Origin of the sequence: Novosphingobium sp. (genome assembly GCF_027531025.1) — a bacterium.
Lineage (GTDB): Bacteria > Pseudomonadota > Alphaproteobacteria > Sphingomonadales > Sphingomonadaceae > Novosphingobium.
Genome location: NZ_JAPZQX010000007.1, coordinates 25,256 through 51,997 on the forward strand (window position 1 = coordinate 25,256; position 26,742 = coordinate 51,997).

The 26,742-nt window shown below is 68.5% G+C and carries 19 protein-coding genes; 13 read left to right on the top strand and 6 right to left on the bottom strand.

The genetic code is table 11. The features are described 5' to 3' along the window. Positions 1 to 17: 17 nt before the first annotated feature. Together O9281_RS10960 and O9281_RS10965 are read right to left on the bottom strand one after the other, a co-directional pair. Positions 18 to 908, bottom strand: a complete 891-nt coding sequence (locus O9281_RS10960; RefSeq protein ID WP_298185638.1) for a ribose-phosphate diphosphokinase — start codon at positions 906 to 908, stop codon at positions 18 to 20. Continuing rightward, the gene (locus O9281_RS10965; RefSeq protein ID WP_298185640.1) at positions 905 to 2,392 is read right to left on the bottom strand and encodes a thymidine phosphorylase family protein; all 1,488 of its coding nucleotides are present in this window, start codon (positions 2,390 to 2,392) and stop codon (positions 905 to 907) included. Before O9281_RS10965 ends, O9281_RS10960 begins: the two co-directional genes overlap by 4 nt. 225 nt (positions 2,393 to 2,617) lie before the next feature. Between O9281_RS10965 and O9281_RS10970 the strand changes: the two genes are divergently transcribed. The 7 genes from O9281_RS10970 to O9281_RS11000 all read left to right on the top strand — a co-directional run bounded on the left by O9281_RS10970 (position 2,618) and on the right by O9281_RS11000 (position 11,105). After that, on the top strand, positions 2,618 to 3,847 hold the full coding sequence (locus tag O9281_RS10970; RefSeq protein WP_298185643.1) for an FAD-dependent oxidoreductase: 1,230 nt from the start codon (positions 2,618 to 2,620) through the stop codon (positions 3,845 to 3,847). 62 nt (positions 3,848 to 3,909) lie between these two features. Beyond that, entirely contained in the window at positions 3,910 to 4,818 is a 909-nt protein-coding gene (locus O9281_RS10975; protein ID WP_298186106.1) for an SDR family NAD(P)-dependent oxidoreductase, read from the top strand. 39 nt (positions 4,819 to 4,857) lie between these two features. Then, positions 4,858 to 6,021, top strand: a complete 1,164-nt coding sequence (locus tag O9281_RS10980; protein WP_298185646.1) for an acyl-CoA dehydrogenase family protein — start codon at positions 4,858 to 4,860, stop codon at positions 6,019 to 6,021. Positions 6,022 to 6,024: 3 nt separating this feature from the next. Further along, positions 6,025 to 7,257: a CoA transferase gene (locus tag O9281_RS10985; RefSeq protein WP_298185648.1), complete on the top strand. Its 1,233-nt coding sequence runs from the start codon at positions 6,025 to 6,027 to the stop codon at positions 7,255 to 7,257. 189 nt (positions 7,258 to 7,446) lie between these two features. After that, positions 7,447 to 8,667: an acetyl-CoA C-acetyltransferase gene (locus O9281_RS10990; RefSeq protein WP_298185651.1), complete on the top strand. Its 1,221-nt coding sequence runs from the start codon at positions 7,447 to 7,449 to the stop codon at positions 8,665 to 8,667. Positions 8,668 to 8,679: 12 nt separating this feature from the next. Next, positions 8,680 to 10,254 carry an acyl-CoA dehydrogenase family protein gene (locus tag O9281_RS10995; RefSeq protein WP_298186109.1) on the top strand — a complete coding sequence of 525 codons (1,575 nt, stop codon included), beginning with the start codon at positions 8,680 to 8,682 and terminating at the stop codon, positions 10,252 to 10,254. Beyond that, a complete protein-coding gene (locus tag O9281_RS11000; protein WP_298185653.1) occupies positions 10,254 to 11,105 on the top strand; it encodes a MaoC family dehydratase N-terminal domain-containing protein in 852 nt (283 codons plus the stop codon). Before O9281_RS10995 ends, O9281_RS11000 begins: the two co-directional genes overlap by 1 nt. A 129-nt stretch (positions 11,106 to 11,234) precedes the next feature. On the opposite strand, the gene O9281_RS11005 is transcribed toward O9281_RS11000, so the two are convergent. From O9281_RS11005 to O9281_RS11015, 3 genes are all read right to left on the bottom strand, one after another. Then, entirely contained in the window at positions 11,235 to 11,978 is a 744-nt protein-coding gene (locus O9281_RS11005) for a sulfite exporter TauE/SafE family protein (RefSeq protein ID WP_298185655.1), read from the bottom strand. 1 nt (position 11,979) lies between these two features. Beyond that, a complete protein-coding gene (gene thrS, locus O9281_RS11010) occupies positions 11,980 to 13,971 on the bottom strand; it encodes a threonine--tRNA ligase (protein ID WP_298185657.1) in 1,992 nt (663 codons plus the stop codon). Between the two features lie 241 nt (positions 13,972 to 14,212). Further along, positions 14,213 to 15,856, bottom strand: a complete 1,644-nt coding sequence (locus O9281_RS11015) for an alkaline phosphatase D family protein (protein ID WP_298185660.1) — start codon at positions 15,854 to 15,856, stop codon at positions 14,213 to 14,215. Between the two features lie 79 nt (positions 15,857 to 15,935). Here O9281_RS11015 and O9281_RS11020 point away from each other — a divergent pair, with 79 nt between their 5' ends. The 4 genes from O9281_RS11020 to O9281_RS11035 all read left to right on the top strand — a co-directional run bounded on the left by O9281_RS11020 (position 15,936) and on the right by O9281_RS11035 (position 23,339). Further along, positions 15,936 to 16,667 (top strand): alpha/beta hydrolase, encoded by a 732-nt coding sequence (locus O9281_RS11020; protein ID WP_298185663.1) that lies wholly within the window; start codon positions 15,936 to 15,938, stop codon positions 16,665 to 16,667. Continuing rightward, on the top strand, positions 16,664 to 17,506 hold the full coding sequence (locus O9281_RS11025) for a tetratricopeptide repeat protein (RefSeq protein ID WP_298185665.1): 843 nt from the start codon (positions 16,664 to 16,666) through the stop codon (positions 17,504 to 17,506). Before O9281_RS11020 ends, O9281_RS11025 begins: the two co-directional genes overlap by 4 nt. Further along, on the top strand, positions 17,503 to 18,486 hold the full coding sequence (locus O9281_RS11030) for an LLM class flavin-dependent oxidoreductase (RefSeq protein ID WP_298185667.1): 984 nt from the start codon (positions 17,503 to 17,505) through the stop codon (positions 18,484 to 18,486). Before O9281_RS11025 ends, O9281_RS11030 begins: the two co-directional genes overlap by 4 nt. A 161-nt stretch (positions 18,487 to 18,647) precedes the next feature. Then, on the top strand, positions 18,648 to 23,339 hold the full coding sequence (locus O9281_RS11035; RefSeq protein ID WP_298185669.1) for an NAD-glutamate dehydrogenase domain-containing protein: 4,692 nt from the start codon (positions 18,648 to 18,650) through the stop codon (positions 23,337 to 23,339). Here O9281_RS11035 and queG read toward each other — a convergent pair. Then, positions 23,336 to 24,421 (bottom strand): tRNA epoxyqueuosine(34) reductase QueG, encoded by a 1,086-nt coding sequence (gene queG / locus O9281_RS11040; protein ID WP_298185671.1) that lies wholly within the window; start codon positions 24,419 to 24,421, stop codon positions 23,336 to 23,338. The two genes, O9281_RS11035 and queG, sit on opposite strands and share 4 nt — an antisense overlap. A 47-nt stretch (positions 24,422 to 24,468) precedes the next feature. Here queG and O9281_RS11045 point away from each other — a divergent pair, with 47 nt between their 5' ends. Both O9281_RS11045 and O9281_RS11050 read left to right on the top strand, forming a co-directional pair. After that, the gene (locus tag O9281_RS11045) at positions 24,469 to 25,455 is read left to right on the top strand and encodes an ABC transporter ATP-binding protein (protein WP_298185674.1); all 987 of its coding nucleotides are present in this window, start codon (positions 24,469 to 24,471) and stop codon (positions 25,453 to 25,455) included. Continuing rightward, positions 25,452 to 26,693 (top strand): ABC transporter permease, encoded by a 1,242-nt coding sequence (locus tag O9281_RS11050; protein WP_298185676.1) that lies wholly within the window; start codon positions 25,452 to 25,454, stop codon positions 26,691 to 26,693. Before O9281_RS11045 ends, O9281_RS11050 begins: the two co-directional genes overlap by 4 nt. The last annotated feature ends 49 nt before the right edge of the window (positions 26,694 to 26,742 follow it).

The following is a 26,742-nucleotide window of genomic DNA, read 5'->3' on the forward strand; positions in this document are numbered from 1 at the left end:
GGGTGGTTGCGGTGCCATCATAGCAGCCCCGCCCGGCGGATCGCAGCGGCGAGTGCTGCCGCCAGCGGGATCGTCGCGGCGGGGCCGGCCACGCTGTCGGTCGCCATGACCGGGCCGATCCCGGCAGCAGCGAGGGCGGCGAGGTCGTCCGTACTGGCAAGGCAATGGGTCGCCGTCGCGCCGATGATCCTTGCTCCCGCCGCCGCCAGCAGCCGCGCGCATTCGCGCAGGGTGCCGCCGCTGGAAATGAGGTCATCGACCAGCAGGACCGGTCGCCCGGCGGCGCGGGCCGCATCGGGCTGGACGATCTCCACCTGCCGGTCGCCCCGCCGTACTTTCTCGCCCACCAGCATGTCCAGTCCCAGTGGGCGGGCCACGGCTTCCACCCAGGGGCGGGATTCGCCATCGGGGCCAACCAGGATCGTCTCCGGCGTGACCCGCGCCGCGATGGCTTCCGCGATCACCGGGGCCGCGGCGACATTCACGGCGACGATCCCCGGCACCACATCGGCCAGGCTGGGCGTGCGGTGCAGGTGCGGATCGACGGTGACCAGTCCGTCACAGGCCGTCGCCAGCAACTGCCCGATCACCCGCTGCGACACCGCCTCGCCGGGGTTGAAGGCCACGTCCTGGCGCATGTAGCCAAGGTAAGGCGCGACCAGCACGACCCGCTCCGCCCCGCCATCGCGCAGCGCCGAGATCGCCAGCAGCAGCCGGACCAGCCGGGTATCGGGCTGATCGAGCGGGCAATAGACCAGCGCCGTGCCGGGCGCAGGGTTCACCCGCACCAGGCTTTCGCCATCGGGAAAGGTGCGGAGCGCAATCGGTCGCGCGGCGATGCCAAGAGCCGCTGCCAGCCGCTCCGCCACGGCGGCATGATCCGGAAAGTGATGGACCAACCCCGTCATGATGCCAGGCTATAGCCCGAGGCTTCGCTGGCCAGTTCGCAAGCGAAGCCCAGGCCCGTCTGCGACGTGGCGTGGATCCGGTAGAGCGGCTCGCCCCGCTGCACGGGATCGCCCACCTTGCGCAGCAGATCGATCCCCGCCCCCTTTTCCATCGGCGCCCCGGCCAGCCGGGCGATGCGGGCGATCAGGTGGCAATCGATCGCGGTGATCCGGCCATCGCGCAGGGCCAGCACTTCGTGGCTCAGCGGGCCAATGGCGGGCCGCTCGGTCTTGGCGCCCTGGGCCGCGATCAATCGCTCCATGGCCGCGAGAGCCGCGCCGGAATCGAGCAGTTCCTCCGCCCGCTGGCGTCCCTCGCCGCCCGGCAGTGCCGGGTCGAAATCAAGCACCCGCCCGGCCAGCATCAGCGCCCGGTCGCGCAGGTCGGCGGGGGCGGCGGGATCGCCGCGCAGCACGGCCATCACGTCGCGCGCCTCCAGCACCGGGCCGATGCCCCGCCCGATCGGCTGCGAGCCATCAGTCAGCACTACGTCGACCACGATCCCCAGCTGGGCCGCGACATGTTCGAACAGCTTGCGCAGCCGCACCGCCTCGCCCTGGCTGCGGACCTTGGCAGAGGGGCCGACCGGGATGTCGATCACCAGGTGGGTTGATCCGGCGGCCAGCTTTTTCGACATGATCGAGGCGACCATCTGTTCGAAGGTATCGATCCGCAGCGGCCGCTCGACCGAGATCAGGATATCGTCCGCCGGGGACAGGTTGACCCGCCCGCCCCAGGCCAGCACGGCGTTTTCCTGCGCCACGATCTGCTGCAGCCGCTCGGCCGAGAAATCGACATTGGCCAGCACTTCCATTGTATCGGCCGTGCCCGAGGGCGAGGTGATCGCGCGCGACGAGGTCTTGGGAATGATCAGCCCGTGCGCGGCCACGATCGGCACCACGATCATCGAAGTGCGGTTGCCGGGAATCCCGCCGATGCAGTGCTTGTCCACCACCAGCGGGAAATCCCAGGTGAGCTTGGTGCCGACATCGGCCATGGCGCGGGTCAGGGCCAGGGTCTCGTCGGTGGTCATGAAGGCGGCGCAGGCCACCAGGAAAGCCGCGATTTCCATTGGCGAGTAATGGTGCCGGGCCACGTCGCGGATGATCGCACCGATCTCCGCGTCGGTCAGGCTGTTGCCGCCGATCTTGCGGCGCACCGCATCGAGGCTGGCCGGGGGCTTGGCCTGGGCGATCGACACCTCGGTCCCTTCGGGCAGGCCGAGGCGGCGGAAGGCCTGCTCGCCCAGGCCGATCTCGCCGCGCTGGAGCAGGTGTTCATCGTCCATGATCGCCAGGGTAGCGAGGATGCTGCTGTCCCCCCGGCAGATCTCGATCTTGCGCAGCGCCTGGAACTGTTCGGCACCATAGCCACTGTCGTTGCGCGGCAGGAACGCGGTGTTTTCCGGGTAGGTATCGATTGCGACCGAGCGGATCCTGAACATTGTGCCACAGCCCCTGCCTGTCGTTCGTGCCTGCCAGTCGTGCCGGGCGAGAAGGCATTCCCCGCGCGGTCTCCCGCCCCTGCCTTACCCGATTCGGGCGCCAGGTTTATTGCGCTGGCGCAATCGGACAGGAATTGAGGGATTGTTTGACCAGTGCCGCCCAGTTGGCAATAGGCACTTGGCAATAGGCACTGGCAAGGATTGTGCAGGGAAGGGCTGGCAGCGATGCAGCATTACGATGTCCTGATTGTGGGTGGCGGGCATGGCGGGGCCCAGGCGGCGATCGCGCTGCGCACCCAGGGCTTTGCCGGGTCGATCGCGATCCTGGGGCGCGAGGATGAGCCGCCCTATGAGCGGCCGCCCCTGTCCAAGGAGTACCTGGCCCGGGAAAAGCCGTTCGAGCGGCTCTATCTGCGCCCGCGCGAATACTGGGCCGACAAGGCGGTGGACCTGCTGCTGGGGCGGGAGGTGACCGCGGTCGATCCCGCTGCCCGCCAGGTGACCTGCGCCGATGGGGCTGTGCTGGCCTATGGCGAGCTGGTCTGGGCGACCGGTGGCGATCCGCGCCGGCTGACCTGCCCGGGGGCGGAATTGGCGGGCGTGCACTATGTCCGCACCCGCGCCGATGTCGATGCGCTGATGGCCGAGCTGCCGGGGGTTACCCGCGCGGTGGTGATCGGCGGGGGCTATATCGGGCTTGAGGCGGCGGCTGTGCTGACCAAGCTGGGCAAGGCGGTGACCCTGATCGAGGCCCTGCCGCACGTGCTGGCGCGGGTGGCGGGTGAAGACCTCTCGCACTTCTATGAGGCCGAGCACCGCGCCCACGGGGTGGACCTGCGCACCGGCTGCGGGGTCGAGGCGCTGCTGGGCGAGGGGCGCGTGGCGGGGGTCCGGCTGGCCGATGGCACCGAACTGCCGGGTGACGTGGTGATCGTCGGCATCGGTATCATCCCCTGCGTCGAGCCGCTGCTGGCCGCCGGGGCCGAGGGCGGCAACGGCGTGCTGGTCGATGGCCAGTGCCGCACCAGCCTGCCCCACGTCTTCGCGATCGGCGACTGTGCGGCCCATGCCAATGGCTTTGCCGAGGGAGCGGTGATCCGGCTCGAATCGGTCCAGAACGCCAATGACCAGGCGACTGTCGTGGCCAAGGTCATCACCGGGCAGGAGGCCAGCTATGGCGCGACGCCGTGGTTCTGGTCGAACCAGTATGACCTCAAGCTGCAGACCGTCGGCCTGTCGACCGGGCACGATGCCACCGTGCTGCGCGGCGATCCGGCGACCCGCAGCTTTACCGTGGTCTACCTGAAGCAGGGCCAGGCCATCGCGCTCGACTGCGTCAATTGCGCGAAGGATTACGCGCAAGGGCGCAAGCTGGTCGAACAGCGGGTGAACGCCGATCCGGCGGCGCTGGCCGACCCGGCAATACCGCTGAAGGAACTGGTCCCCGCCGGTTGATTTTCGCGGCCATCCGCTTAGGGACTTAATCGAACGATTAAGACGGAGTCGGATGGATGGGCATGCTTGAGGGCAAGGTTGTCGCGGTGACCGGCGCGGGGCGCGGCGTCGGGCGCGAGATCGCGCTGCTCTGCGCCAAGCATGGCGCGGCGGTGGTGGTCAACGATCCCGGCGTCGGCGGCGGCGGTGAGGGCGGGGATGAAGGCCCGGCCCAGGAAACCGTCAACGACATCGTGGCTGCGGGCGGCAAGGCCTGGGCCAACCTCGCCTTCGTGAACGACCCGGCCGGGGCGACCTCGATCATCGAGGATGCGGTCCAGCGGTTCGGGCGGATCGATGCCGTGGTCAACAACGCCGGGATCCTGCGCGACACGATCTGGCACAAGATGAGCCATGAAGACTGGCGCGCGGTGATCGACGTGCACCTCAACGGCACCTTCAATGTCTCCAAGGCGGCAACGCCCTATTTCCGCGAGCAGCAATCGGGCAGCTTCATCCACTTCACCAGCACCAGCGGCCTGATCGGCAACATCGGCCAGGCCAATTACTCGGCGGCCAAGCTGGGGATCGTCGGCCTGTCGCAGTCGATCGCGCTCGACATGGCCCGCGCGGGCGTGCGCTCCAACTGCATCGCGCCCTTCGCCTGGAGCCGGATGACCGCCTCGATCCCGGCCGAAACGCCGGAGCAGAAGCAGCGGGTCGAACGGCTCAAGACGATGAGCGCGGACAAGATCGCCCCGCTGGTGGTCTACCTCGCCTCGGACGCCAGCCGCGAGGTTACCAACCAGATCTTCTCGGTCCGCAAGAACGAGATCGTGCTCTACAACAAGCCGCGCCCGATCCGCTCGATGACCAAGCTGGAAGGCTGGACGCCGGAGTCGATCGCTGACGAGTTGATCCCCGCCTTCAAGCCCAGCTTCGCCCGGGCAGACGAGGTTTCGGCCCACGTCTTCCCCTACGATCCGATCTGATTTGGCCCATCTGAGGAGCACCAGACTATGAACCCCGGCATGGACCCCGAAATCTTCGACCAGTTCATCGAACAGCTGCGCCGCTATGTTCGCGAACGGCTGATCCCGGCTGAGGACGAGGTGATCGCGCAGGATCGCATCCCCGACGATATCCTGGCCGAAATGCGCGACATGGGCCTGTTCGGGATCACCATCCCCGAAGAGTTCGGCGGCGCCGGCATGAACATCAGCCAGTATATCGAGACGGTGAAGCAGCTGAGCTATGCCTCGCCTGCCTATCGCTCGACCATCTCGATCAACATCGGGATGACGGGCTCTGCGATCAAAAATTTCGGCACGCCCGAACAGAAGGCCGAATGGCTGCCCCGCATCGCCAGCGGCGAGATCGCCTGCTTCGGCCTGACCGAGCCGGGTTCGGGGTCGGACAGCGCGGCGATGCAGACCTCTGCGGTGCGCGATGGCAACGGCTACAAATTGAACGGCACCAAGCGCTACATCACCAACAGCCCCTCGGCCAAGATCGGCCTGATCATGGCCCGCACCAGCAAGGAAGCGCTGCCCAAGAACGCGCACGTTTCCTGCTTCATCGTCGACATGACCACGCCCGGCATCACCATCGGCAAGCCCGACAAGAAGATGGGCCAGTCCGGTGCGCATATCGCCGATGTGATCATGGAAGACGTCCATATCCCCGGCTCGGCGCTGGTCGGGGGCGAGGAAGGGCGCGGCTTCCAGATCGCGATGCAGAGCCTCGACAACGGGCGGCTTTCGGTCGCCGGGATGAGCGTCGGCATGGGTCGCCGCGCGCTCGATACCGCGATCCGCTATGCCACCGAACGCAAGGCCTTTGGCGAGCCGATCGCCAATTTCCAGCTGATTCAGGCCATGCTGGCCGACAGCGAGGCCGAGCTTTACGCCGCCGAATGCATGATCGCGGATGCCTGCGCCCGGGCTGACCGGGGCGAGAATATCCAGCGCAAGGCCGCCGCCGCCAAGCTGTTCGCTTCGGAAACCTGCGGCCGCGTCGCCGATCGCTGCGTCCAGGTCTATGGCGGGGCCGGCTACCTGGCGGAATATCCCGCCGAACGCTTCTTCCGCGATGCCCGCATCCTGCGCATCTACGAAGGCACCAGCCAAATCATGCAGCTGCAGATCGCCAAGCACCTGCTGCGCGAATTCGCCAGCGAAGGGTCGGTCTGGTAAGCCATGTACCAGCTGCTCACCGGGCTCTCGATCGTCGAGGTTTCGTCCTTCGTCGCCTCGCCCACGGCGGGGCTCTACTGCGCCCAGATGGGGGCCGAGGTGATCCGCATCGATGATCGGCGCGGCGGGCTCGATTACAAGCGCTACATGATGACCCGCGAAGGCCGCTCGCTCTCGTGGGAGAACCTCAACCGCGCCAAGAAAAGCGTCGCGCTTGATCTCCAGACGGCCGAGGGCCGCGAACTGGCGGTACAGCTGGCGCAAAAGACCGGGCAGCTGATCACCAACCTGCCGCTCGACAGCTTCATGGCCCATGACAGGATCGCGGCAGGCCGCCCCGATCTCGTTTCGGTGCGGATCATGGGCTGGCACGACGGGCGCCAGGCAATGGACTTCACGGTCAATGCCGCCTCGGGCTATCCGCTGATGAACGGGCCGGAGGAATGGGATCCCGCAACGGCCCCCCCGGTCAACCAGATCCTGCCAGCCTGGGATTTCATCACCGGGGCCTATTGCGCCTTTGCCCTGCTGGCCGGGCTGCGCCACCGCGATGCCACCGGCGAGGGCAGCGAACTGCGCGTGCCGCTGGGCGACGTGGCGATCGGCACCGCCTTCAACGCCGGGGCGGCGGCGGAAATGCTTTATCGCGGGGCTGACCGCGAACGCATCGGCAATGCCATCTGGGGCGCTTTTGGCCGCGATTTCCGCAGCCGCGATGGCCACCGCTTCATGGTCGCGGCGCTCACCCCCAAGCAGTGGAAGGCCACGGTCGAAGCCTTTGGCCTCGCCGATGCGGTCGCCGCGCTGGAAGCGGAACTGGGCGTCAGTTTCCTGGCCAGCGATCACGAACGCTTCGTCCACCGCCACCGCCTGTTCGACCTGTTCCAGCAGGCCGCCGACGGCTTTGACTATGCCGACCTGGCCGCGCGGCTGACCAAGGCCGGGGCCACGTTCGAGCGCTATCGCACCATGTACGAGATGGCCCGCGATCCGGAACTGGTCACGGGCAACCCGCTGTTCGGGCCTTCCCCCGCCAATCCCAGCGGCTTCGAATATCCCGCCACCCGCAGCTTCGCCAATATCCCGGACCGCCCGGCCGGCGATCCCAAGGCCGCGCCCTACCTTGGCGAACACAGCGAGGAAGTGCTGGCCGAGCGGCTGGGGCTGTCCTCGGGCCAGATCGCCGCGCTGATCGATCGCGGCGTGGTGGCCACCAGCGACCGCGACCGTGGCTGAGGCCATGGCCCCGATCCTGTCCTGCACGGTCCTGTCCTACATGGCCCGGCCGTGGCATGATCGGGCCATGCCTGCCCGCTGCCTTGCCTCGACCAAATCCGCCGTGACCGGGCCTTTGCACCCGGCCGGTTTTTTCGCGCCTGAACTGTGGTCCAGGCGGTCCAGGCGCCCCTAACGAGAGACGAACCGATGCCCCAACCCAGCTTACGCCGTGCAGCCATCGTCGCCCCGATCCGTACCGCCGTCGGCAAGTTCGGCGGGTCGCTCGCCCCGCTGACCGCCGGTCAGCTCGGCGCGACGATCCTGAAGGCGCTGATGGAGCGCACGAAGATCGATCCGACCCGCGTTGATGACGTGATCTTCGCGCAAGGCTATGGCAATGGCGAGGCGCCGTGCATCTCGCACTGGTCCTGGCTGCTGGCCGGCCTGCCCGAGGAAGTGCCCGGCTATCAGCTTGACCGGCGCTGCGGCTCGGGCCTCCAGGCGATCGTCAATGCGGCGATGATGGTCCAGACCGGGGTGTCCGACGTGGTCGTGGCCGGTGGCTGCGAGTCCATGTCGAATGTCGAGCATTACACCACCGAACTGCGCAAAGGCGTGCGCGCCGGGAACCTCACGCTGCATGACCGGCTGACCCGCGGCCGCGTGATGAGCCAGCCGATCGAACGCTATGGCTTGATCAGCGGCATGATCGAGACGGCCGAGAACCTGGCCAAGGACTGGAACATCAGCCGCGAGGCCTGCGATGCCTATGCCGCGCGCAGCCACCAGCGCGCCGCCGCCGCCTGGGCCAATGGGCTGTTCGCCGATGAACTGGTGCCGGTGGAAATTCCCCAGAAGAAGGGCGATCCGGTGATCTTCGCCCATGACGAGGGTTACCGTGCCGACGCCTCCATGGAAACGCTGGGCAAGCTGAAGGCGCTCGAAGGCGGCGTGGTGACGGCGGGCAATGCCAGCCAGCAGAACGATGCCGCGGCCGCCTGCCTGGTCGTGGCCGAAGACAAGCTGGACGAGCTGGGGCTGGAGCCGATTGCCTGGTTCCATTCCTGGGCGGCGGCGGGCTGCGATCCCAGCCGGATGGGCTTTGGCCCGGTTCCGGCGACCGAGCGGCTGTTCGCGAAGAACGGTCTGTCGTGGAACGATATCGGCCTGATCGAGCTGAACGAGGCTTTCGCGCCGCAGGTGCTGGCCTGCCTCAAGGGCTGGGGCTGGGCTGACGATGACAGTCGGCATGACCTGCTCAACGTCAACGGCTCGGGCATCTCGCTGGGCCACCCGATTGGCGCCACCGGGGGCCGCATCCTCGCCAACCTGACCCGCGAAATGCAGCGCCGCGACGTGAAGTATGGCCTCGAAACCATGTGCATCGGCGGCGGCCAGGGCATCGCGGCGGTGTTCGAGAAGGCCTGAGCCTTGGACAGCATCGACCTCGGCAAGGTGCTGGGCGCGGCGCAGGGCTATCGCGACCTCGCCCGCGCGGCGGTGGCGGAGATCCCCGCCACCAACCAGCGCGCCCATCACGGCTTTGCCTGGATCGCCACCAGCGTTGCCGCGCTGGAGGCCGTGGCGGACTGGCTCGCAGCCAATGGCGGCGGGACCGGGCTGGACCGCCAGGTCGCGCTGCTGGGTTTTGCCGAGACGGTCGCCCAGCTGACCGGCGGCCTGCCGATGGGGCAGAACGAGCTGCTGCGCCCGGGCGACCTGGGGCTGGGCCCGGCGGCGCGCGACCTGGCTCATGCCTGTGCTGACCTGGTCGAGGGCGATCATGCCGCTACCCGCGCCGCTGTCGCCGCCGCGCTGGCGGCAGGGCAATGGCTCAGCGAAGGGCTGCACGATCCCGAACTCGACACGATCCGGGACCAGTTCCGCCGCTTTACCGAGGCGGAAGTGCTGCCCCATGCCCACAAGTGGCACCTGGCCAATGCCCTGATCCCCGATGCGACGGTGCAGGCGATGGCGGACCTCGGCACCTTCGGCGCGACCATCCCCGAGGAGTTCGGGGGACTTGGCCTGTCCAAGCTGGTGATGTGCCTGATCACCGAGGAGCTGTCGCGCGGGTGGATCGGCGCGGGCTCGCTCGGCACCCGCAGCGAGATCGCGGGCGAACTGATCGCGATGGGCGGAACGGCCGAGCAGAAGCAATACTGGCTGCCCCGGATCGCCAGCGGCGAAGTGCTGCCGACTGCGGTTTTCACCGAACCCGATACCGGATCGGACCTTGGTTCGCTGCAGACCCGGGCGCGGTTCGATGGGGATGAATGGGTGATCGACGGGGCCAAGACCTGGATCACCCATGCCAGCCGGTCTGACCTGATGACCCTGCTGTGCCGGACGCTGCCCGACGCCAAGGGGTACTCGGGCCTGTCGATGCTGCTGGTGCCCAAGCCGCGCGGGACCGATGCCGACCCCTTCCCGGCCGAGGGGATGAGCGGGAGCGAGATCGAGGTGCTGGGCTATCGCGGGATGCGCGAATATGCGCTGCAGTTCGATGGCCTGCGCGCGCCGGGCCACGCCCTGCTGGGCGGCGAACAGGGGCAGGGCTTCAAGCAGCTGATGCGAACCTTCGAAGCCGCCCGGATCCAGACCGCCGCCCGCGCCGTGGGCGTGGCCAAGCGCGCGCTGGAGCTGGGGCTGGACTATGCGCTCAGCCGCAAGCAGTTCGGCCAGGCGCTGGTCCACTTCCCGCGCGTGGCCGACAAGCTGGCGATGAGCCTGGCCGATTTCGTGCTCTCGCGTGAGCTGACCTATGCTGCCGCGCGGGCCAAGGACACCGGCAAGCGCTGCGATATCGAGGCGGGGATGGCCAAGCTGCTGGCAGCGCGCGCCGCCTGGGCCAATGCCGATGCGAGCCTGCAGATCCACGGCGGCAACGGTTATGCGCTGGAATACGAGATCAGCCGCGTGCTGTGCGATGCGCGCATCCTCAATATCTTTGAAGGCGCGGCCGAGATCCAGGCCCAGGTGATCGCGCGCGGCCTGCTGGAAGGGCGGAACTGATGAGCGACTTTGCCGCCTGGATCGGGCGCGAGGAACACCGCGCCGACCGCGCCGACCCCGGCCTCTTCGCGCGCTGGTGCGCCACGCTGGACCGCGCTGCGCCCGCTGGCGGCACGGTGCCGCAGGGCTTCCACTGGTGCTTGTGCACGCCCGACGCGCCGACCGCCGCGCTCGGCCCCGATGGCCACCCGCGCCGCGATGACCGTCCGGACAGCTTCCTGCCTCCGGTGCCGCTGCCGCGCCGGATGTGGGCCTCCAGCAAAGTCGAATTCCTCGCGCCGCTGACCGTCGGCGAGGCGGTGACACGGACCTCGCGCGTCGCCTCGATCACCGAGAAGAGCGGCGGCAGCGGGCGGCTGGTCTTCGTCGAAGTCGCGCATGAGACGTCGGGCGAGCAGGGCCTCGCCGTGCGCGAGGTTCAGTCGCTGGTCTATCGCGAACCGGCCGCGCCGGGCACGCCGCCCGCTCCGCCGCCGCTGGGCGAAGGTCGCTTCGATCCCGCCGGGTGGGATCAGCACCGCGTGCTGGAGCCCGGCGCGCCGCTGCTGTTCCGCTTCTCGGCGCTGACCTTCAACTCGCACCGCATCCATTATGACGCGCCCTATGCCGTGGGTGAGGAAGGCTATCGCGGGCTGGTGGTGCACGGGCCACTGACGGCCACGCTGCTGCTTGACCTTGCGCAGCGGGCGCTGGGGGACAATGCGCTGCGCAGCTTTGCCTTCCGCGGCCTCAGCCCGGCCGTGGCGGACGAACCGCTGCACCTGGTGATGCGCGGGGCTGGCGATGGGATCGAGCTGGGGGCATTCGCGGCCGATGGCCGCCAGGTGATGAGCGCGAGCGCGGCGGCTTAACCTTTCGGCAACCTGCCACGCCGATAAGGCGGGCATGGCCAAAGCTGTCGCCCTTGCTGTTGCCCGCTCCGACGAAGCGCTCCGCACGCTGATCGTTTGCGGTTGCGCGTTGGCCTTGATCCTGGCCCGCTAGGCCTGCACCAGCCGCCACAGCGCGGCCAGTGCCGACAGGCCCAGGACCAGCCCGACAAAGGTCCGCCAGGCCGCATCGCTGACCTTGCCGAAGGCCTTGTTGCCCAGCCAGTTGCCCGCCAGCACCGCCGGGAACAGCAGGCTGGCCAGCAGCAGCTCACGCCAGGTTGCCACTTGCAGCGCCATGGCCGAGCCGACCCCGGCAACCGACGTGGCAAGGAAGATCGTCATCATCGAGGCCCGCGCCAGCTGCGGGGCGATCTGGCGCCGCAGGTAGAAGGGAACCACCGGCACGCCCGGCATCCCGGCAAAGCCGGTCAGCACGCCGCAGGCGATCCCGGTGCCGCCGGTCTCGATCCCTGAGGGGCGGTGTCCGTCGGGCCGCTTGGGCAGCAGCACCAGGGCGAAGGCCACCAGCGCGACCAGCGCGATCAGCAGCCGCGCCAGCGCCGGATCGGTAACCGAGAGCAGCCAGACTCCCAGCGGCGTCGCCACCATGGCGAGGCCGGCGATCGTGAAGGCCGACCGCTCGCTCGCGCCCAGCATGGCGCGCAGCCCAACCAGGCCGATGAAGATGCCCAGCCAGTTGGCCGTCACCACCGCTTCAGTGGGCGGGATAGCGAGGCCCAGCACCGGGACCAGCAGGATCGCCATGCCGAAGCCGGCCAGCCCGCGCACGAAGGCGGCGGCCAGCGCGGCGACCAGCGCCACCGCGAGCTGCTCGGGCGAAAGGCCCAGCAAGTCAGCGCCGGTCCGGCGGGGTCGTTTCGGACTTCAGCAGGGCGATGGCCTCGGCCAGCGGCATGACCTTCTGGTGCTCGGCCCCCAGAGTGCGCAGCGCCACGGTGCCTTCCTCGGCCTCGCGCTTGCCGACCACCAGCAGGTGCGGGACCTTCTGCAGCGAGTGTTCGCGCACCTTGTAGTTGATCTTCTCGTTCCGGCAGTCGGTATCGACCCGGATGCCCGCCGCCTTGAGCTGTTCGGCCACTTCGGCGGCATAGGGATCGGCGTCCGAAACAATGGTTGCGACCACGGCCTGGACCGGTGCGAGCCAGACCGGCAGCTTGCCGGCAAAATGCTCGATCAGGATGCCGATGAAGCGCTCGTACGAACCGAAGATCGCGCGGTGCAGCATGACCGGGCGGTGCTTCTCGCCATCTTCGCCCACGTAAGTTGCGTCGAGCCGCTCGGGCAGGACGCGGTCCGACTGGATCGTGCCGACCTGCCAGGTCCGCCCGATCGCATCAGTCAGGTGCCATTCGAGCTTGGGCGCATAGAACGCGCCTTCGCCCGGCAGTTCCTCCCAGCCGTATTCCTCGGTGGCGAGGCCGGCCTCGATCACCGCATTGCGCAGCTCGTCCTCGGCCTTGTCCCAATCGGCATCGCTGCCGAAGCGCTGCTCGGGGCGCAGCGCCAGCTTGATCGAATAGGTGAAGCCGAAGTCCTTGTAGACCCGGTCGGCCAGTTCGCAGAAGGCCTTCACCTCGGCCACGATCTGGTCCTCGCGGCAGAAGATGTGGGCATCGTCCTGGGTAAACTGGCGCACCCGCATCAGCCCGTGCAGCGCGCCGTGCGGTTCGTTGCGGTGGCAGCAGCCGTTCTCGTAGATGCGCAAGGGCAGGTCACGATACGACTTGATCCCCTGGCGGAAGATCAGGACGTGAGCCGGGCAGTTCATCGGCTTCAGGGCCATCCAGTCGGCCTCGCCGCTGATCACCGGGCCCTCGTCGTCGACGTTTGGCACTTCGTCAGGGATTACGAACATGTTCTCGCGGTACTTGCCCCAGTGGCCGGACTGCTCCCACTGGCGCGCGTCCATCACCTGCGGGGTCTTGACCTCGCGGTAACCCGCCCCGTCAATCGCGCGGCGCATATAGGCCTCCAGCTCACGCCAGATCAGGTAGCCCTTGGGATGCCAGAAGACCGAGCCATGGGCTTCCTGCTGCAGGTGGAACAGGTCCATTTCCTGCCCCAGCTTGCGGTGGTCGCGCTTGGCGGCTTCTTCGAGCCGGGTCAGGTGGGCGTCGAGCTGCTTCTTGTTGAGCCAGCCGGTGCCGTATATGCGGCTCAGCATCGCGTTCTTCTGGTCGCCGCGCCAATAGGCACCCGAAACACGGGTCAGCTTGAAGGCCTGGGGATCGAGCTTGCCCGTGCTGGGCAGGTGCGGGCCGCGGCACATGTCGAGCCAGTCGTCGCCCGACCAGTAGACCGTCAGCTCCTCGTGCTCCGGCAGTTCGGCGGCCCATTCGGCCTTGAAGCTCTCGCCCTGCTGCTTCCAGCGGCTGATCAGCTGCTCGCGGCTCCAAACCTCGCGGCGCAGCGGCTTGTCGGCCTGGATGATCTTGCGCATCTCGGCCTCGATCGCGGGCAGGTCCTCGTCGGTAAAGGGCCGTGTCGCAGGCGCGAAGTCGTAATAGAAGCCGTCGTCGGTGCTCGGGCCAAAGGTGATCTGCGTACCCGGAAACAGTGCCTGCACCGCTTCGGCGAGGACGTGGGCATAGTCATGCCGAGCCAGGTCCAGCGCCTCTGCTTCATCACGCGAAGTAACCAGCGCCAGGCTGGCATCGCTGGTGAACGGCCGGGTCAGGTCAACCAGCTCGCCATCGATCTTAGCGGCCAGCGCCGCCTTGGCGAGGCCCGGACCGATCGCCGCGGCGACATCGGCCGGAGTCGATCCCAGTGGCATCTCGCGCACGGAACCGTCGGGCAGGCTGATCTTCAACAACTCGGACATTTGCGTAACTCTCACCGGTTTGGGCGCGCTTTGGCACAAGCCGGTGCGCACCGGAAGGGGCGGCGTCTGGTTTCGGCAGGTTCGGGAGGAAACGCCAGCCGCCCGAACCCGGACGGCGGCCCTGCGCTTCGCTTCAGGCGAAGGCAGCCCGCCCCGGGAAGCCCGGGGTGGTGGTAGTAGTCGACAGGGCGCGCAGCGACGTCATGGCTCGCGCCTTAGCAGCGCCGGACTTAACGGGCAACTAAGCCGAAAAGCGCTTCTGCCCCGCCAGCACGGTCATCCGCCTGGTGCCCGCCAAGGCGGTACCCTTTTGCCGGACGGTTTGCAGGAAGCGCCATTCGCCGGTGGCCGCCTTGGGTGTCAGTTCAACCGCCAGATAGCCGCGCTGGCTGGTGTCGCACCATTTGAGCGCGGGGCTGGCGGCCATGACGCCGGCAGCCAGGTCCGCGGGCTTTACCCAGCGCAGGTAATGTTCGAAGCCTGGCGAGGTCACGCTTTGCCCAGCCATTTCCACGCCCACCCGCTGCCCGGCATGGCTGTGATCAAAGGCCCAGGCATTGTGGCTGTCGCCCGCCAGCACCAGCAGGTTGGCATTGGCCTCCAGCGCGGCGCGATAGAGCCGCTGGCGGGCCGCCGGATAGCCCGACCACATGTCCATCGCATAGGGAATGCCGCTCTGCTGGACCCGGTCGGCGGCGAGAATTCGCGCCCGCATGCCCTTGTCGACATCCTGGGTCATGCCTTCCACCACGGTTCGGGCAAAGCCGAACTGGCCCATGATGATCTGCTGGGCCAGCACCTGCCAGGGCTTGCCAGACCGGGTCGAAGCCTTGAGGCCGCTGGCCAACCAGGCTTCCTGTTCGGCCCCCAGCAGGGTCCGTTCGGGCGCCTGCCACGCATCATCGCGGAAGGCGGTGAGCGCGGCTTCCAGCTCCGGCCCGCGCTTGCCCTTCATCAGGTCGCCCAGGTCAAATGGCTTGTCGCGCGCGATATGGCGGGTTTCCAGCCGGAACAGCGTGGCCAGCTTGCCGATCTCGTACTGCGCCCAATAGGCGTCCGATACCGGCAGCCATTCGCGATAGACCTTCTCCGCCACCGCCTCGCGCACGGCATAGGGGCCTTCCTTGTCCGGCTGGTGGTTTTCGGCTCCGTCCTTCCAGGTGTCATTGGCCACTTCGTGATCGTCCCACATCGCGATCACCGGATAGAGCTGGTGCAGCCGCTGGAGATCGGGGTCGTTGCGGTAGGTCGAAAAGCGTTCGCGATACTGCGCCATGGTCACGGTTTCATGATCGGGCAGCAGGCGTTCGGGCAGGCCCTCCCTGGCCGAAGGGTAGTTGCCGCGCTCGTATTCGTAGAAATAGTCGCCCAGGTGCAGCACCAGGTCGAAATCGCCCGCTTCGGCGGCGTGGCCATAGGCGTTGAACCAGCCGAAACCGTAGTTCGAGCAAGAGAATACCGCGATCCGGAACCTGTCGACCTTGCCGACCGGGAGCGTCTTCGTGCGCCCCACCGGGGACTTCTCCCCATCGGGGGCGATGAAGCGGTAGAAGTACCAGCGGCCCGGTTGCAGCCCCTTGGCCCAGGCCCTGGCGCAGCAGTCGTTGGCGGGGGAGGCGGTGGTTTCGCCTTGCGCGACAATCTGGCTGAAATCGGCGCTTTCGGCCAGTTCCCAGGCCAGTTTGACCTCATTGTCGCTGGCATAGCGGGTCCAGAGCAGGACTTGCGTTGGCCCCGGTTCGCCGCTGGCGACGCAATGGGTGAAGCCCTTGCCGCCTGCAGCCAGTGCCGGAGCGCCGATTCCCGCCAGTCCCAGCAGGCCAAGCCGCAGCGCCTGGCGCCGGTTGGCGGCGAGCAGCGGGGCATCGGGCGGGGCTGGCAGCATGGTTCTCTCCCTCGTTTTTCGCCACAGTAACGCGGCGTGGTGGGCTGACAAGCAGCTGGCACACAGGCATGACCAAGGGATGACACAGCTGTACCACCACACGCACACCGATGGCACCAAGATCGCCTTCAAGCATACCAAGGGCGCCACACCGACCATCGTCTTCCTGCCGGGCTACATGTCCGACATGGCGGGCGGCAAGGCGACCGCGGTTTTCGACTGGGCCCAGGCCAATGGCCGGGCCTGCCTGCTGCTCGATTACTCGGGCTGCGGGGAGAGCGAGGGGCGGTTCGCCGATGGCACGCTCCGCCGCTGGCGGGACGAGGTGCTGGGGCTGATCGCGGCGCAATGCGAAGGCCCGGTGGTGCTGGTGGGCTCATCGATGGGCGGCTGGCTTATGCTGCTGGTGGCGCTGGCCATCCCGGAGCGGGTCCATGCCATGGTCGGGATCGCCGCTGCGCCGGACTTTACCGACTGGGGTTATGACGCGAACCAGCAAGCGCGGCTGGCAGCGGGCGAGACGGTGCTGGAGGACAACCCCTATGGCCCCGAACCGACGCCGACCCATGCCGCCTTCTGGGCCGATGGCCAGGCCCAGCGACTATTGGAGGCGCCGATCCCGCTGACCTGTCCGGTCCGCCTGCTGCATGGCCAACGCGATCCCGACGTGCCGTGGGAACTGGCGCTGCAATTGGCCGAACAGCTCCATTCGGACGATGTTCAGGTGACCCTGATCAAGGACGGCGACCACCGCCTCAGCCGCGATGCCGATATCGCGCTGCTGCTGCGGACTATTGCGGAGTTGCCATGATCCTTTCGCTGTTCCTGCCGCTCCTGGCCCAGGTCGGCCCCTCGGTCGCGCCGGGCGCGGGCGGGGCCCTGCCGCAGGCGCCGATCGTCATCCCGCGTGGCAGTCCCACCAAGCCAAGCACAACCCCGCTGCGCCGCAGCCAGTGCCTGGACCTGGCCCGCAATGCTCCTGCCGCCGCCCTGGTCGAGGCCGAAGGCTGGCTGGGCGAGGCGCGGGGCAGCGCGATGGGCGAGGCGGCCGGGTGCAAGGCACTGGCCTTGGCCGGGCTGGAGCGCTGGAGCGAGGCCGAGGCCACCTTCCTGTCGGCCCGGGCGCTGGCCGCCCCCTCAGCCTTGGCGAACCGCAGCGAGCTGGCGGCCGGCGCGGCGCTGGCGGCGGAAAGCCAGGGCGAATATGCCCGCGCGCTCGAGCATTTTGCCGTGGCGCTGAATGACGCCCGCGATGCCGGGGCAACTGGGCTGGCCGCCCGGATTACCCGCGACCGGGCCAATGCACTGGTCCAGCTGGGCCGGATGGACGAGGCAGTGTCGACCCTGGCCGAAGCCCGCGCCGCCCTGCCGGAAGATGCGCTGGCCTGGCTGATCTCGGCCCGCCTGTCGCGCCGGCTTGAGCGGCTGGGCGAGGCCCAGGCCCAGATCGAAACCGCCGCCCGGCTCGCCCCGCGCGATGCCGAGGTGGGGCTGGAAGCGGGGTTGATTGCCGCGCTGCAAGGCCGCGATGCTGCGGCGCGGCGATCCTGGCAGTCGGTGCTGCAGACCGCGCCGGGCAGCGAAGCGGCCAGGACCGCGCAATCGTGGCTTGACCGGCTGGGGCCTGACCCGGCACCATCGGGCCGGTGATCCCGCTATCCGTTCTTGACCTGATTCCTGTCCGCGAAGGCGGCACCGTTTCCGCAGCCCTGACCGATGCCGCCAACCTGGCCCGCGCGGCGGAAGGCGCGGGTTACAAGCGGTTCTGGGTGGCGGAACATCACGCGATGGACGGGATTGCGGGTGGGGCCACGGCGGTGGCGCTCGCCCATATCGGCCATGCCACCAGCACGATCCGGATCGGTGCGGGCGGGATCATGCTGCCCAACCACAACCCCTTCGTGATCGCCGAACAGTTCGGCACGCTCGATGCGCTGTTTCCGGGCCGGATCGACCTGGGGCTCGGCCGCGCGCCGGGGGCGGACAGCCGGATCGGCCAGGCGCTGCGCAAGGACCTGATGCGCGCGGCCGAATACTTTCCGCAGGACGTGGTCGAACTGCGCGCGCTGGTGACGGGCGAGCCGGAACTGGGCCTGCGGGCCACGCCGGGGTTCGGCGCGGCGCTGGAATTCTGGATCCTCGGCTCCAGCCTGTTCGGCGCGCAGCTCGCCGCCGCGCTGGGCATGCCCTATGCCTTCGCCTCGCACTTCGCGCCCGATCACCTCGATGCCGCGCTCAGGCTCTATCGCGAACGCTTCACGCCCTCGGCCGCGCTTGACCGACCCCATGCCATGGCGGCGATGACCGTGCTCTGCTCCGAATCCGACGCGGAAGGGCGGCTGCTCGCCTCCTCGCTCGAACAGAGCTTTGTCGCCCTGCGCAGCGGTACGCCCGGGCGGCTCAAGCCGCCGGTGCCGGGCTATCGCGACAGCCTGCCGCCCAGCACCCAGGCCATGCTCGATCATCTCGGCCAGGCCCGCGCCGTAGGCAGCCCGGCGACCGTGCGCGCCGCCATCGGCCGCTTTGTCGAGCGGACCCAGGCCGATGAAATCATCGTGGCGGGTGCCACCTTCGATCCCGCCGCGCGCGAACACTCGCTGGCGCTGACGATGGAAGCGCTCGCCGGATAAGCCCGTTTTGCATCGGGCGGTTAGGCAGGTTTCCCTAGCGGCAAACTGGTTGCAGTGGAGACCAGTTGGGCCTAAGATGAATACGAATGCTGCGCTAGACGGCAATAATCTTGTTTGCAGGGGTAACGACCTGTCGGTCGGCCCGGAGGAGTGCTGACCCGATGAGTGCCCCGATAAGTGCCAAGTCCGCGCAGAGCGATTCCGCAGCTCTTGAACAGGCCCTGGCCCAGCGGCTCAGCGCCGCGCTGTTGCCCGGCGATGCGGCCTTTTCGGCCGAAGGACTGGCGGCGGCGGCAGCCTTCATGTGCGGCGCGGCGGCCCGGCGCGAGGCCGGCGAAGTGGCGATCACGATCGAGACCGTTTCGGGCAGCGCGGCCGAACGCTTCATGCGGATCGGCGTGATCAACGATGACATGCCGTTCCTGGTCGATTCGATTGCCACCACCGTGGCGGCGCAAGGCTTAGCGATTGACCGGCTGGTCCACCCGGTGCTGCCGGTGCGCCGCGATGCGGAAGGTGCGCTGACCGAAATCGTGACTGGCGATGCCGCGGGCGAAAAGCGCGAATCGATGGTCTACCTCGAAACCCGCCGCGCCGATGCCCGCGCCCGCCGCGAGCTGGAATCGGCGCTGCGCGCCACGCTGGGTGATGTCCGCGCCGCCGTGGCCGATTGGCCGCGTTTGCAGGAAGCCATGGCTGCCGATGCCGATGGCCTGGCCGATGGCGAGGGCGCGGCGCTGCTGCGCTGGTTCAAGGACGGGATGCTGACCCAGCTGGGCCATGTCGTGCGCCACCGCGATGGCACCCAGACGGGCGCGCTGGGCATCTGCAAGCGTGGGGCCAAGGCACTGCTCGGGCCGATTTCCTATGACCGCGCTTTCGCCTGGTTCGAAGGGAAGGGCGCGGGCAATCGGGCGCTGCTGGTGGTCAAGTCCAACACGGTCAGCAATGTCCACCGCCGCACTCCGCTCGACCTGTTCATCGTTCCGGTGTTCGAACAGGGCAAGCTCGATCGCCTGTCGGTCCATGCCGGGATCTGGACCAGCGCGGGGCTGGCCGCCGCGCCGACCCAGGTGCCGCGGATGCGCGCGCAGCTGTCGGACCTGATGGCCCGCTTCGGCTTCGCGCCCCAGGGCCATGCCGGCAAGGCGCTGGTCCATGCACTGCATGCACTGCCGCACGACCTGCTGATCGGCTTTGCCGAGGATGACCTGCAGCGCGTCGCCACCACGATGATGAGCCTGGTTGACCGGCCGCGTCCCAAGCTTGCGCTGGTTCCGGCCGCGCTGATGCGCCACCTCTTCGCCTTCGTCTGGCTGCCGCGCGACATCATGTCGACCGGCACCCGCCTGCAGGTGGAAGCCATGCTGGTCGAAGCCGCCGGGGCACCGGTGCTCGACTGGAGCCTTGAGGTCGAGGGCAGCCTCGCCATGCTGCGCTATGTGCTCGACCTGCCCGAAGTGGCGAGCCTGCCGGACGAGGCCGCGCTCGATGCCCGCCTGCAAGGGATGCTGCGCGGCTGGAACGAGGCGGTCGAGGGTGAGATTGCCGCCAGCGAGGACCCCTCGCGCGCCGCCGCCATTGCCGCGCGCTACGCCGAGGCTTTCCCGCTGGCCTATCGCGGCGCCTATGGCCCCGCCGAAGCCGCGCAGGACATTGCCCGGCTGCGCAAGCTGGCCGGAGAAGGAGAGGCCGGCCCGCGCCGCGATGCCCGCCTCCACACCATGGCCGGGGACGAACCCGGTACCCTGCGGCTGAAGCTTTACCAGCGGGCCGGATCGATCGCGCTGTCCGATGCGGTCCCGGCGCTGGAGAACTTCGGCTTCCGCGTGGTCGAGGATGTGCCGACCGACCTTGACCAGGGGCGGATGGGGACGATTCACGATTTCCAGCTGGCCCTGCCCGGCGGGCTGGACCCGGCTGCGGTGATGGCCCGCGCCGCGATGATCGAGGCCGCCTTTGCCGACGTGCTGAACGGCGCGGCGGAAGACGATCCGTTCAACCGGCTGATCACCACGGTCGGGCTGTCGGCGGCCGAAACCAACTGGCTGCGCGCGTGGTATCGCTATCTGCGGCAGGCCGGCCTCAACTATGGCGTGCCGACCGCGGTCGATGCGCTGAACAATGCCCCGGCGGTAACGCGCGGGTTGGTCGCGCTGTTCGTCGCCCGCCACGATCCGGCCTTCAAGGGTGACCGAGCCGAGGCCGAGGCGGCGGCCCAGGCGGCGATCCGCGATGGCCTGGCCCAGGTTTCGGCGATCAACGACGATCGCCTGCTGCGCCAGTACCGCGCCGTGGTGGAAGCCATGCTGCGGACCAATGCCTTTGCCCCGGCGGGTCAGCAGGCGCTGGCCTTCAAGCTCGATTCCGCGCTCGTCCCCGGCCTGCCCAAACCGCTGCCCTGGCGCGAGATCTTCGTCTATTCGCGTCGGGTGGAGGGCATCCACCTGCGCTCGGGCCCGGTCGCGCGCGGCGGCCTGCGCTGGTCCGACCGGCGCGATGACTTCCGCACCGAAGTGCTGGGGCTGATGAAGGCCCAGCGGGTCAAGAACGCGGTGATCGTGCCGGCCGGGGCCAAGGGCGGGTTCTATCCCAAGCAATTGCCCGATCCGGCGCGGGACCGCGATGGCTGGCTGGCCGAGGGCAAGGCCAGCTACCAGGTGTTCATCCGCACCCTGCTGTCGATCACCGACAACATCGTTGGTGCCAAGGTGGTCCATCCCCGGCACGTCGTGATCCGCGACGGCGAGGATCCCTATTTCGTGGTCGCGGCCGACAAAGGCACAGCGACCTATTCCGACACGGCCAATGCCATTGCCGAAGAGCACGATTTCTGGCTCGACGATGCCTTCGCCAGCGGCGGCTCCAAGGGCTATGACCACAAGGCGATGGGCATAACGGCGAAGGGCGCCTGGCTCTCGGTCCAGCGCCATTTCTTCGAACAGGGCGTCGACGTGCAGACCCAACCGGTCCGCGTCGCGGGCTGCGGCGACATGTCGGGCGACGTGTTCGGCAACGGCATGCTGCTGTCGAAGGCGCTGAAGGTGGTCGCCGCCTTCGATCACCGCCACATCTTCCTCGATCCCGATCCCGATCCGGCGAAGAGCTGGGCCGAGCGCGCGCGGATGTTCGCCCTGCCGCGCTCGAGCTGGGACGATTACGACAAGGCGCTGATCTCGAAGGGCGGCGGGGTCTTTGCCCGCAGCCTCAAGGAAGTGCCGCTCTCGCCTGAAGTCCAGGCCATGCTGGGGCTCGACCAGCCGAGCGTCGATCCCGACGGGCTGATCACCGCGATCCTCAAGGCCGCGGTCGACCTGTTGTGGTTCGGCGGGATCGGCACCTATGTGAAGGCCAGCACCGAAAACAACGTCCAGGTGGGCGATCCGGCCAATGATGCGCTGCGCGTCAACGGCGCGGAGCTGCGGGCGAAGGTGATCGGCGAGGGCGCCAACATGGGTTGCACCCAGGCGGGCCGGATCGAGTTCGCGCTGAAGGGCGGCTCGATCAACACCGACTTCATCGACAATTCGGCCGGGGTCGATTGCTCGGACAACGAGGTGAACATCAAGATCGCGCTGGCCGGGGCCAAGCGCGCCGGGCGGCTGGACGAGGATGCCCGCGTCAAGCTGCTGGCCGGGATGACGGATGAGGTTGCGGCAATCGTGCTGGAGGACAATCGGCTCCAGGCGCTCGCCCTGTCGATCGCCAGTGCGGGCGGGGCGGCGACCACCGCTTCGCACCTGCGGCTGATCGAGACGCTGGAAGCCGCTGGGCAGCTCGACCGCAAGACCGAGGGGCTGGCCGAAAGCGACGTCCTGGCCCGCCGCGCCAGCGAAGGCCAGGGGCTGACCCGGCCGGAACTGGCGGTGGTGCTGTCCAGCACCAAACTGGTGCTGCAGGACGCGCTTGAAGCCTCGACCCTGCCCGACGATCCGCTGCTGGAGGATGAACTCCTCGCCGCTTTCCCGGTGCCGATGCGCGAGGCCTTCCGCGAGGATATCCTGGGCCACCGCCTGCGGCGCGAGATCATTGCCACCAAGCTCGCCAACCGCATGGTCAACCGGCTGGGGCTGATCCATCCCTTCGAACTGGTCGAGGAAGAAGGCGCGACGCTGGCCCAGGTCACCACCGCCTTCGTCGCTGCCGAGTGCCTGCTGGGCATGGCCGCGATCTGGCAGGGGATCGAGACCCGCCCGATGCCCGAGACCGCGCGGATCATGCTGTTCGACCGTGCTGCCGCCGCCATGGTCAACCACATGGCCGACCTGCTGCGGATATCGGGCGGGACGCTGTCCGCCGGGGAACTGGTCGAGCGGCTGACTGGCGGGGTGAAGCTGTTGTCCGAGGCGACCGGCCACCTGTTGTCGTCCGAAAGCAAGGCCCAGTCGGCCACGCTGCAGGCCCGCTTTGCCGAGGCCGGGGCACCGGCTGACCTGGCCGCCGAAGTGGCTCACCTGTTCGAACTTGATGGCTCGGTCGGCCTTGCCATGCTGGCCCGGCAGACCGGGACCAAGCCCGAAGTGCTGACCCGCGCCTTCATCGCGCTGGGCCAGGATCTGGGGCTGGATTGGGCGCAGCAGGCGGCCGAGCGGCTGGCGCCGAGCGATCCGTGGGAGCGCCTGCTGGTCAACAGCCTGGCGCGCGACATGCAGCACATGCGGCTCGATTTCCTGCGCCGCCATGCAACCGACCAGGGTGATCCGCTGGCGGTGGTGCAGCACTGGCTGGCCGGGCAGGCAGCGGCGATCGGCCAGTTCCGCGCCGTCGTTACCCGCGCGCAGGGGTCGCCGGTGCTGTCCCCCACGATGCTGGCGCAGCTGGGCAACCAGGCGCGGAACCTGCTGGGGCGCTAGGCGGCCCCCGGTTCAACAGGCAATTCCGCCAGCGCCCATCGGGCGGCATCGGCCACAGCCGGATCGGGATCGGCTGTCAGCGCGCGCACCTGCGGCAGCAGCGCGGCATCGCCGCTGTTGCCCGCGGCATAGAGGCAGTTGCGCACGAACCGGTCCCGCCCGATCCGCTTGATCGGTGAGCCGCTGAACAGCTTGCGAAAGCCCGCATCGTCGAGCGCCAGCAGTTCGGCCAGACGCGGCGCGGCCAGCTCGGCGCGGGGCAGGAAGGCGCGCGTGGCGTGGGCGGCGTCGGCAAACTTGTTCCACGGGCAGGCTGCCAGGCAATCATCGCAGCCATAGATCCGGTTGCCCAGCGCCCGGCGGAATTCCTCGGCCACCGGCCCCTTGTGCTCGATCGTCAGGTAGGAAATGCAGCGCCGCGCATCGAGCCGGTAGGGCGCGGGGAAGGCCGCGGTCGGGCAGGCGACCTGGCAGGCATTGCACGATCCGCAGCGGTCCGTGCCGGATTGGTCCAGCGGCAGGTCCAGCGTGGTATAGATCGCCCCCAGGAACAGCCATGAGCCATGTTCGCGGCTGACCAGGTTGGTATGCTTGCCCTGCCAGCCCAGCCCCGCCGCCTCGCCCAGCGGCTTTTCCATCACCGGGGCAGTATCGACGAAAACCTTTACGCCAGCCTCGCCCAGCCCGCGCCGCGACGCTTCGGCCACCAGCCAGCGGGCGAGGTGCTTGAGCGCCTTCTTGACCGTATCGTGATAGTCCGCCCCTTGGGCATAGACCGAGATCTGCCCGCGCGATGGATCGCCGTGCATCACCTGGGCCGGGCTGGCCGGAGCGTAGCTCATGCCCAGCGCAATCACGCGCCGCGCCTCGGGCCAAAGCCCTTGCGGGCTGCGGCGATGGTGGGCGCGGCTTTCCATCCATTCCATCGCGCCGTGCAGCCCTTCGCCCAGCCATTGTTCCAGCCGCGCAGCGCGCAGGGGGTCTTCCGCCGCCGGGGCAATCCCGCAGGCGGCAAAGCCCAGCCGCCGCGCCTCGGCGATCAGATCGGCCTTAAGCGCCGTGGTATCGGCGGCGTTAACCAAACTTCCTGTTGCTCCTGTTCATGACCCCTCCATAGTGGCGTCAAATCATGAAGCTAGGGGAATGGCAGATGGCGGGCAACGGCGCGGACGGGGAAACGGCGCGACCGTTGGCAATCGAGGCCCGCGGGCTGGTCAAGCGGTTCGATGGCTTCACCGCCGTCGATGGCGTCGACATCACCGTCCCACAAGGCGCGATCTATGGCATTCTGGGTCCAAACGGCGCGGGCAAGACCACCACGCTGCGGATGCTGCTGGGAATCATCGATCCGGACGAGGGCGTGCGCCGCGTGCTCGGCCACGAACGCCCGCACGAGATCAGCCACCTGATCGGCTACCTGCCCGAGGAACGCGGGCTCTACCCCGCGATGAAGGCTTACGAGGCGATCGGCTTCCTGGGCGCCCTGCGCGGCCTGCCGCTGGAGGAAGGGCGGCGGCGCGGCAAGATCCTGCTGGAGGAGCATGGCCTGGGCTATGCGATCGACCGGCAGATCCGCCAGCTGTCCAAGGGCATGGCCCAGCAGGTGCAATTGCTGGGCACGCTGGTCCACGAACCCAAGCTGGTGGTGTTTGACGAGCCGTTCTCCGGCCTCGACGCGCTGAACCAGGGCAAGCTGGAACGGATGATGCGCGGCCTGGCCGAGAAGGGCACGACCGTGATCTTTTCCACCCACGTGATCGCCCATGCCGAACGGCTGTGCGACGAGGTGGCGATCATTGCCGGGGGCAAGGTGCCCTTCGCCGGTCCGGTCGATGTCGCGCGGGACCGGATCCCGGCCCAGGTGCGGCTGGAAACCCGCGCCGGGGATGGCCCCTGGCGCCAGGCCCTGCCCGCCGATGCCCGGCATGAAGGCCATTACTGGTACTTCTCGCTCCCCGAAAGCGGGATCGAGCCGCTGCTGCGCGCCCTGATCGAGGGCGAGGCGGGGATTCTTTCGCTGTCGATCGAGCGGGCCGGGCTGCACGATGCCTTTGTGGCCATCGCTGGTGAGGCGGCCGCGCGGGCGCTGGCCGAGGACAAGGACGAATCACGATGAGCGGACGCCTTTCGACCCTGGCTGCGGCGATGGTGATCGCCCGGCGCGATTTCACCGCGATCCTGTTCTCGCGCTCATTCTTTTTCTTCCTGCTGGGCCCGCTGTTCCCGATCCTCGTTGGCGGGCTGGCCGGGGGGATCGGCAAGGATGTGCAGAGCAGCGCCGCTCGGCCTGAACTGGGCGTGGCCATGGCGCCGGCCGATACCAGGGCCATGCTCGCGGCCTATCGCCAGTTGCAGCCGGAACTGGGCCGGGCGTTGCCGGTGCTGGTTACTGTGGGTGACCTGCAGCCCGGCCAGCAGTTCGATCCCGCCGCCGCCGTGCAGGACAAGCGGCTGAACCTGGCCGCCGTGCTGACCGGAACGCCCGGCCAGCCGGTGCTGACCGGTCCGGCCGAACGGATCGAGCAATGGCGCGGCCCCGTGGCCCTGCTCGCCGCCGAGGCGCAGCGCGGCGCGGCCACCAGCTATCCCGAAGTCGGCCTGAAGCCCCTGGCCCTGGCCACCACCGCCGACGAGGCGCGCAGCCGGATGCTGACCGCGCAGCTGGGCCAGACCGTGCTGTTCCTGCTGACCATGCTGCTGGCGGGCATGGTCCTGTCCAACCTGGTCGAGGAAAAGGGCAACAAGATCATCGAGGTGCTGGCCGCCGCGATCCCGATGGATGCCGTGTTCCTGGGTAAACTGTTTGCCATGCTGGCGGTGTCGCTGGTCGGGATCACGGTCTGGGCCGGGGCGGGCGGGGCGATCTGGTTTGCCGCCGGCAACAGCCTGGGCCAGTTCCCGGCCCCGGCCGTCGGCTGGCCGCTGTTCTTCGTGCTGGGCACGGCCTATTTCGCGATGGGCTATCTGCTGCTGGGTTCGCTGTTTCTGGCGATCGGTTCGATGGCGGCAACCGTGCGCGAGGTGCAGACCCTGTCGATGCCGGTCACGATGCTGCAGCTGCTGAACTTCTTCTTCGCCTCGTGGGCGATGGCGCGCCCTGGCAGCCTGGCCGAACTGGCGGCGATAGCCGTGCCGTTCAGCAGCCCCTTCACCATGCTGGCCCGCGCGGCGCAGGACGATGCCCTGCTGCCCCATGCCTTGGCGCTGGCTTGGCAGGTGGTCTGCGTGGCGATCTTCGTCCGGGTCGGGGCCAACGTGTTCCGCCGCTGGGTGATGAAAAGCGGCCCGGCGCGGGGCGGTAGCGAGCGCAAGGGACTGCTGGCGCGGCTGCGTTCGCGCCCAGCCGTGCGCTGATTAGGTTGTCCGCCCTAGGGCCTATTGACTCTCTGGTAAGTTAGTCCAG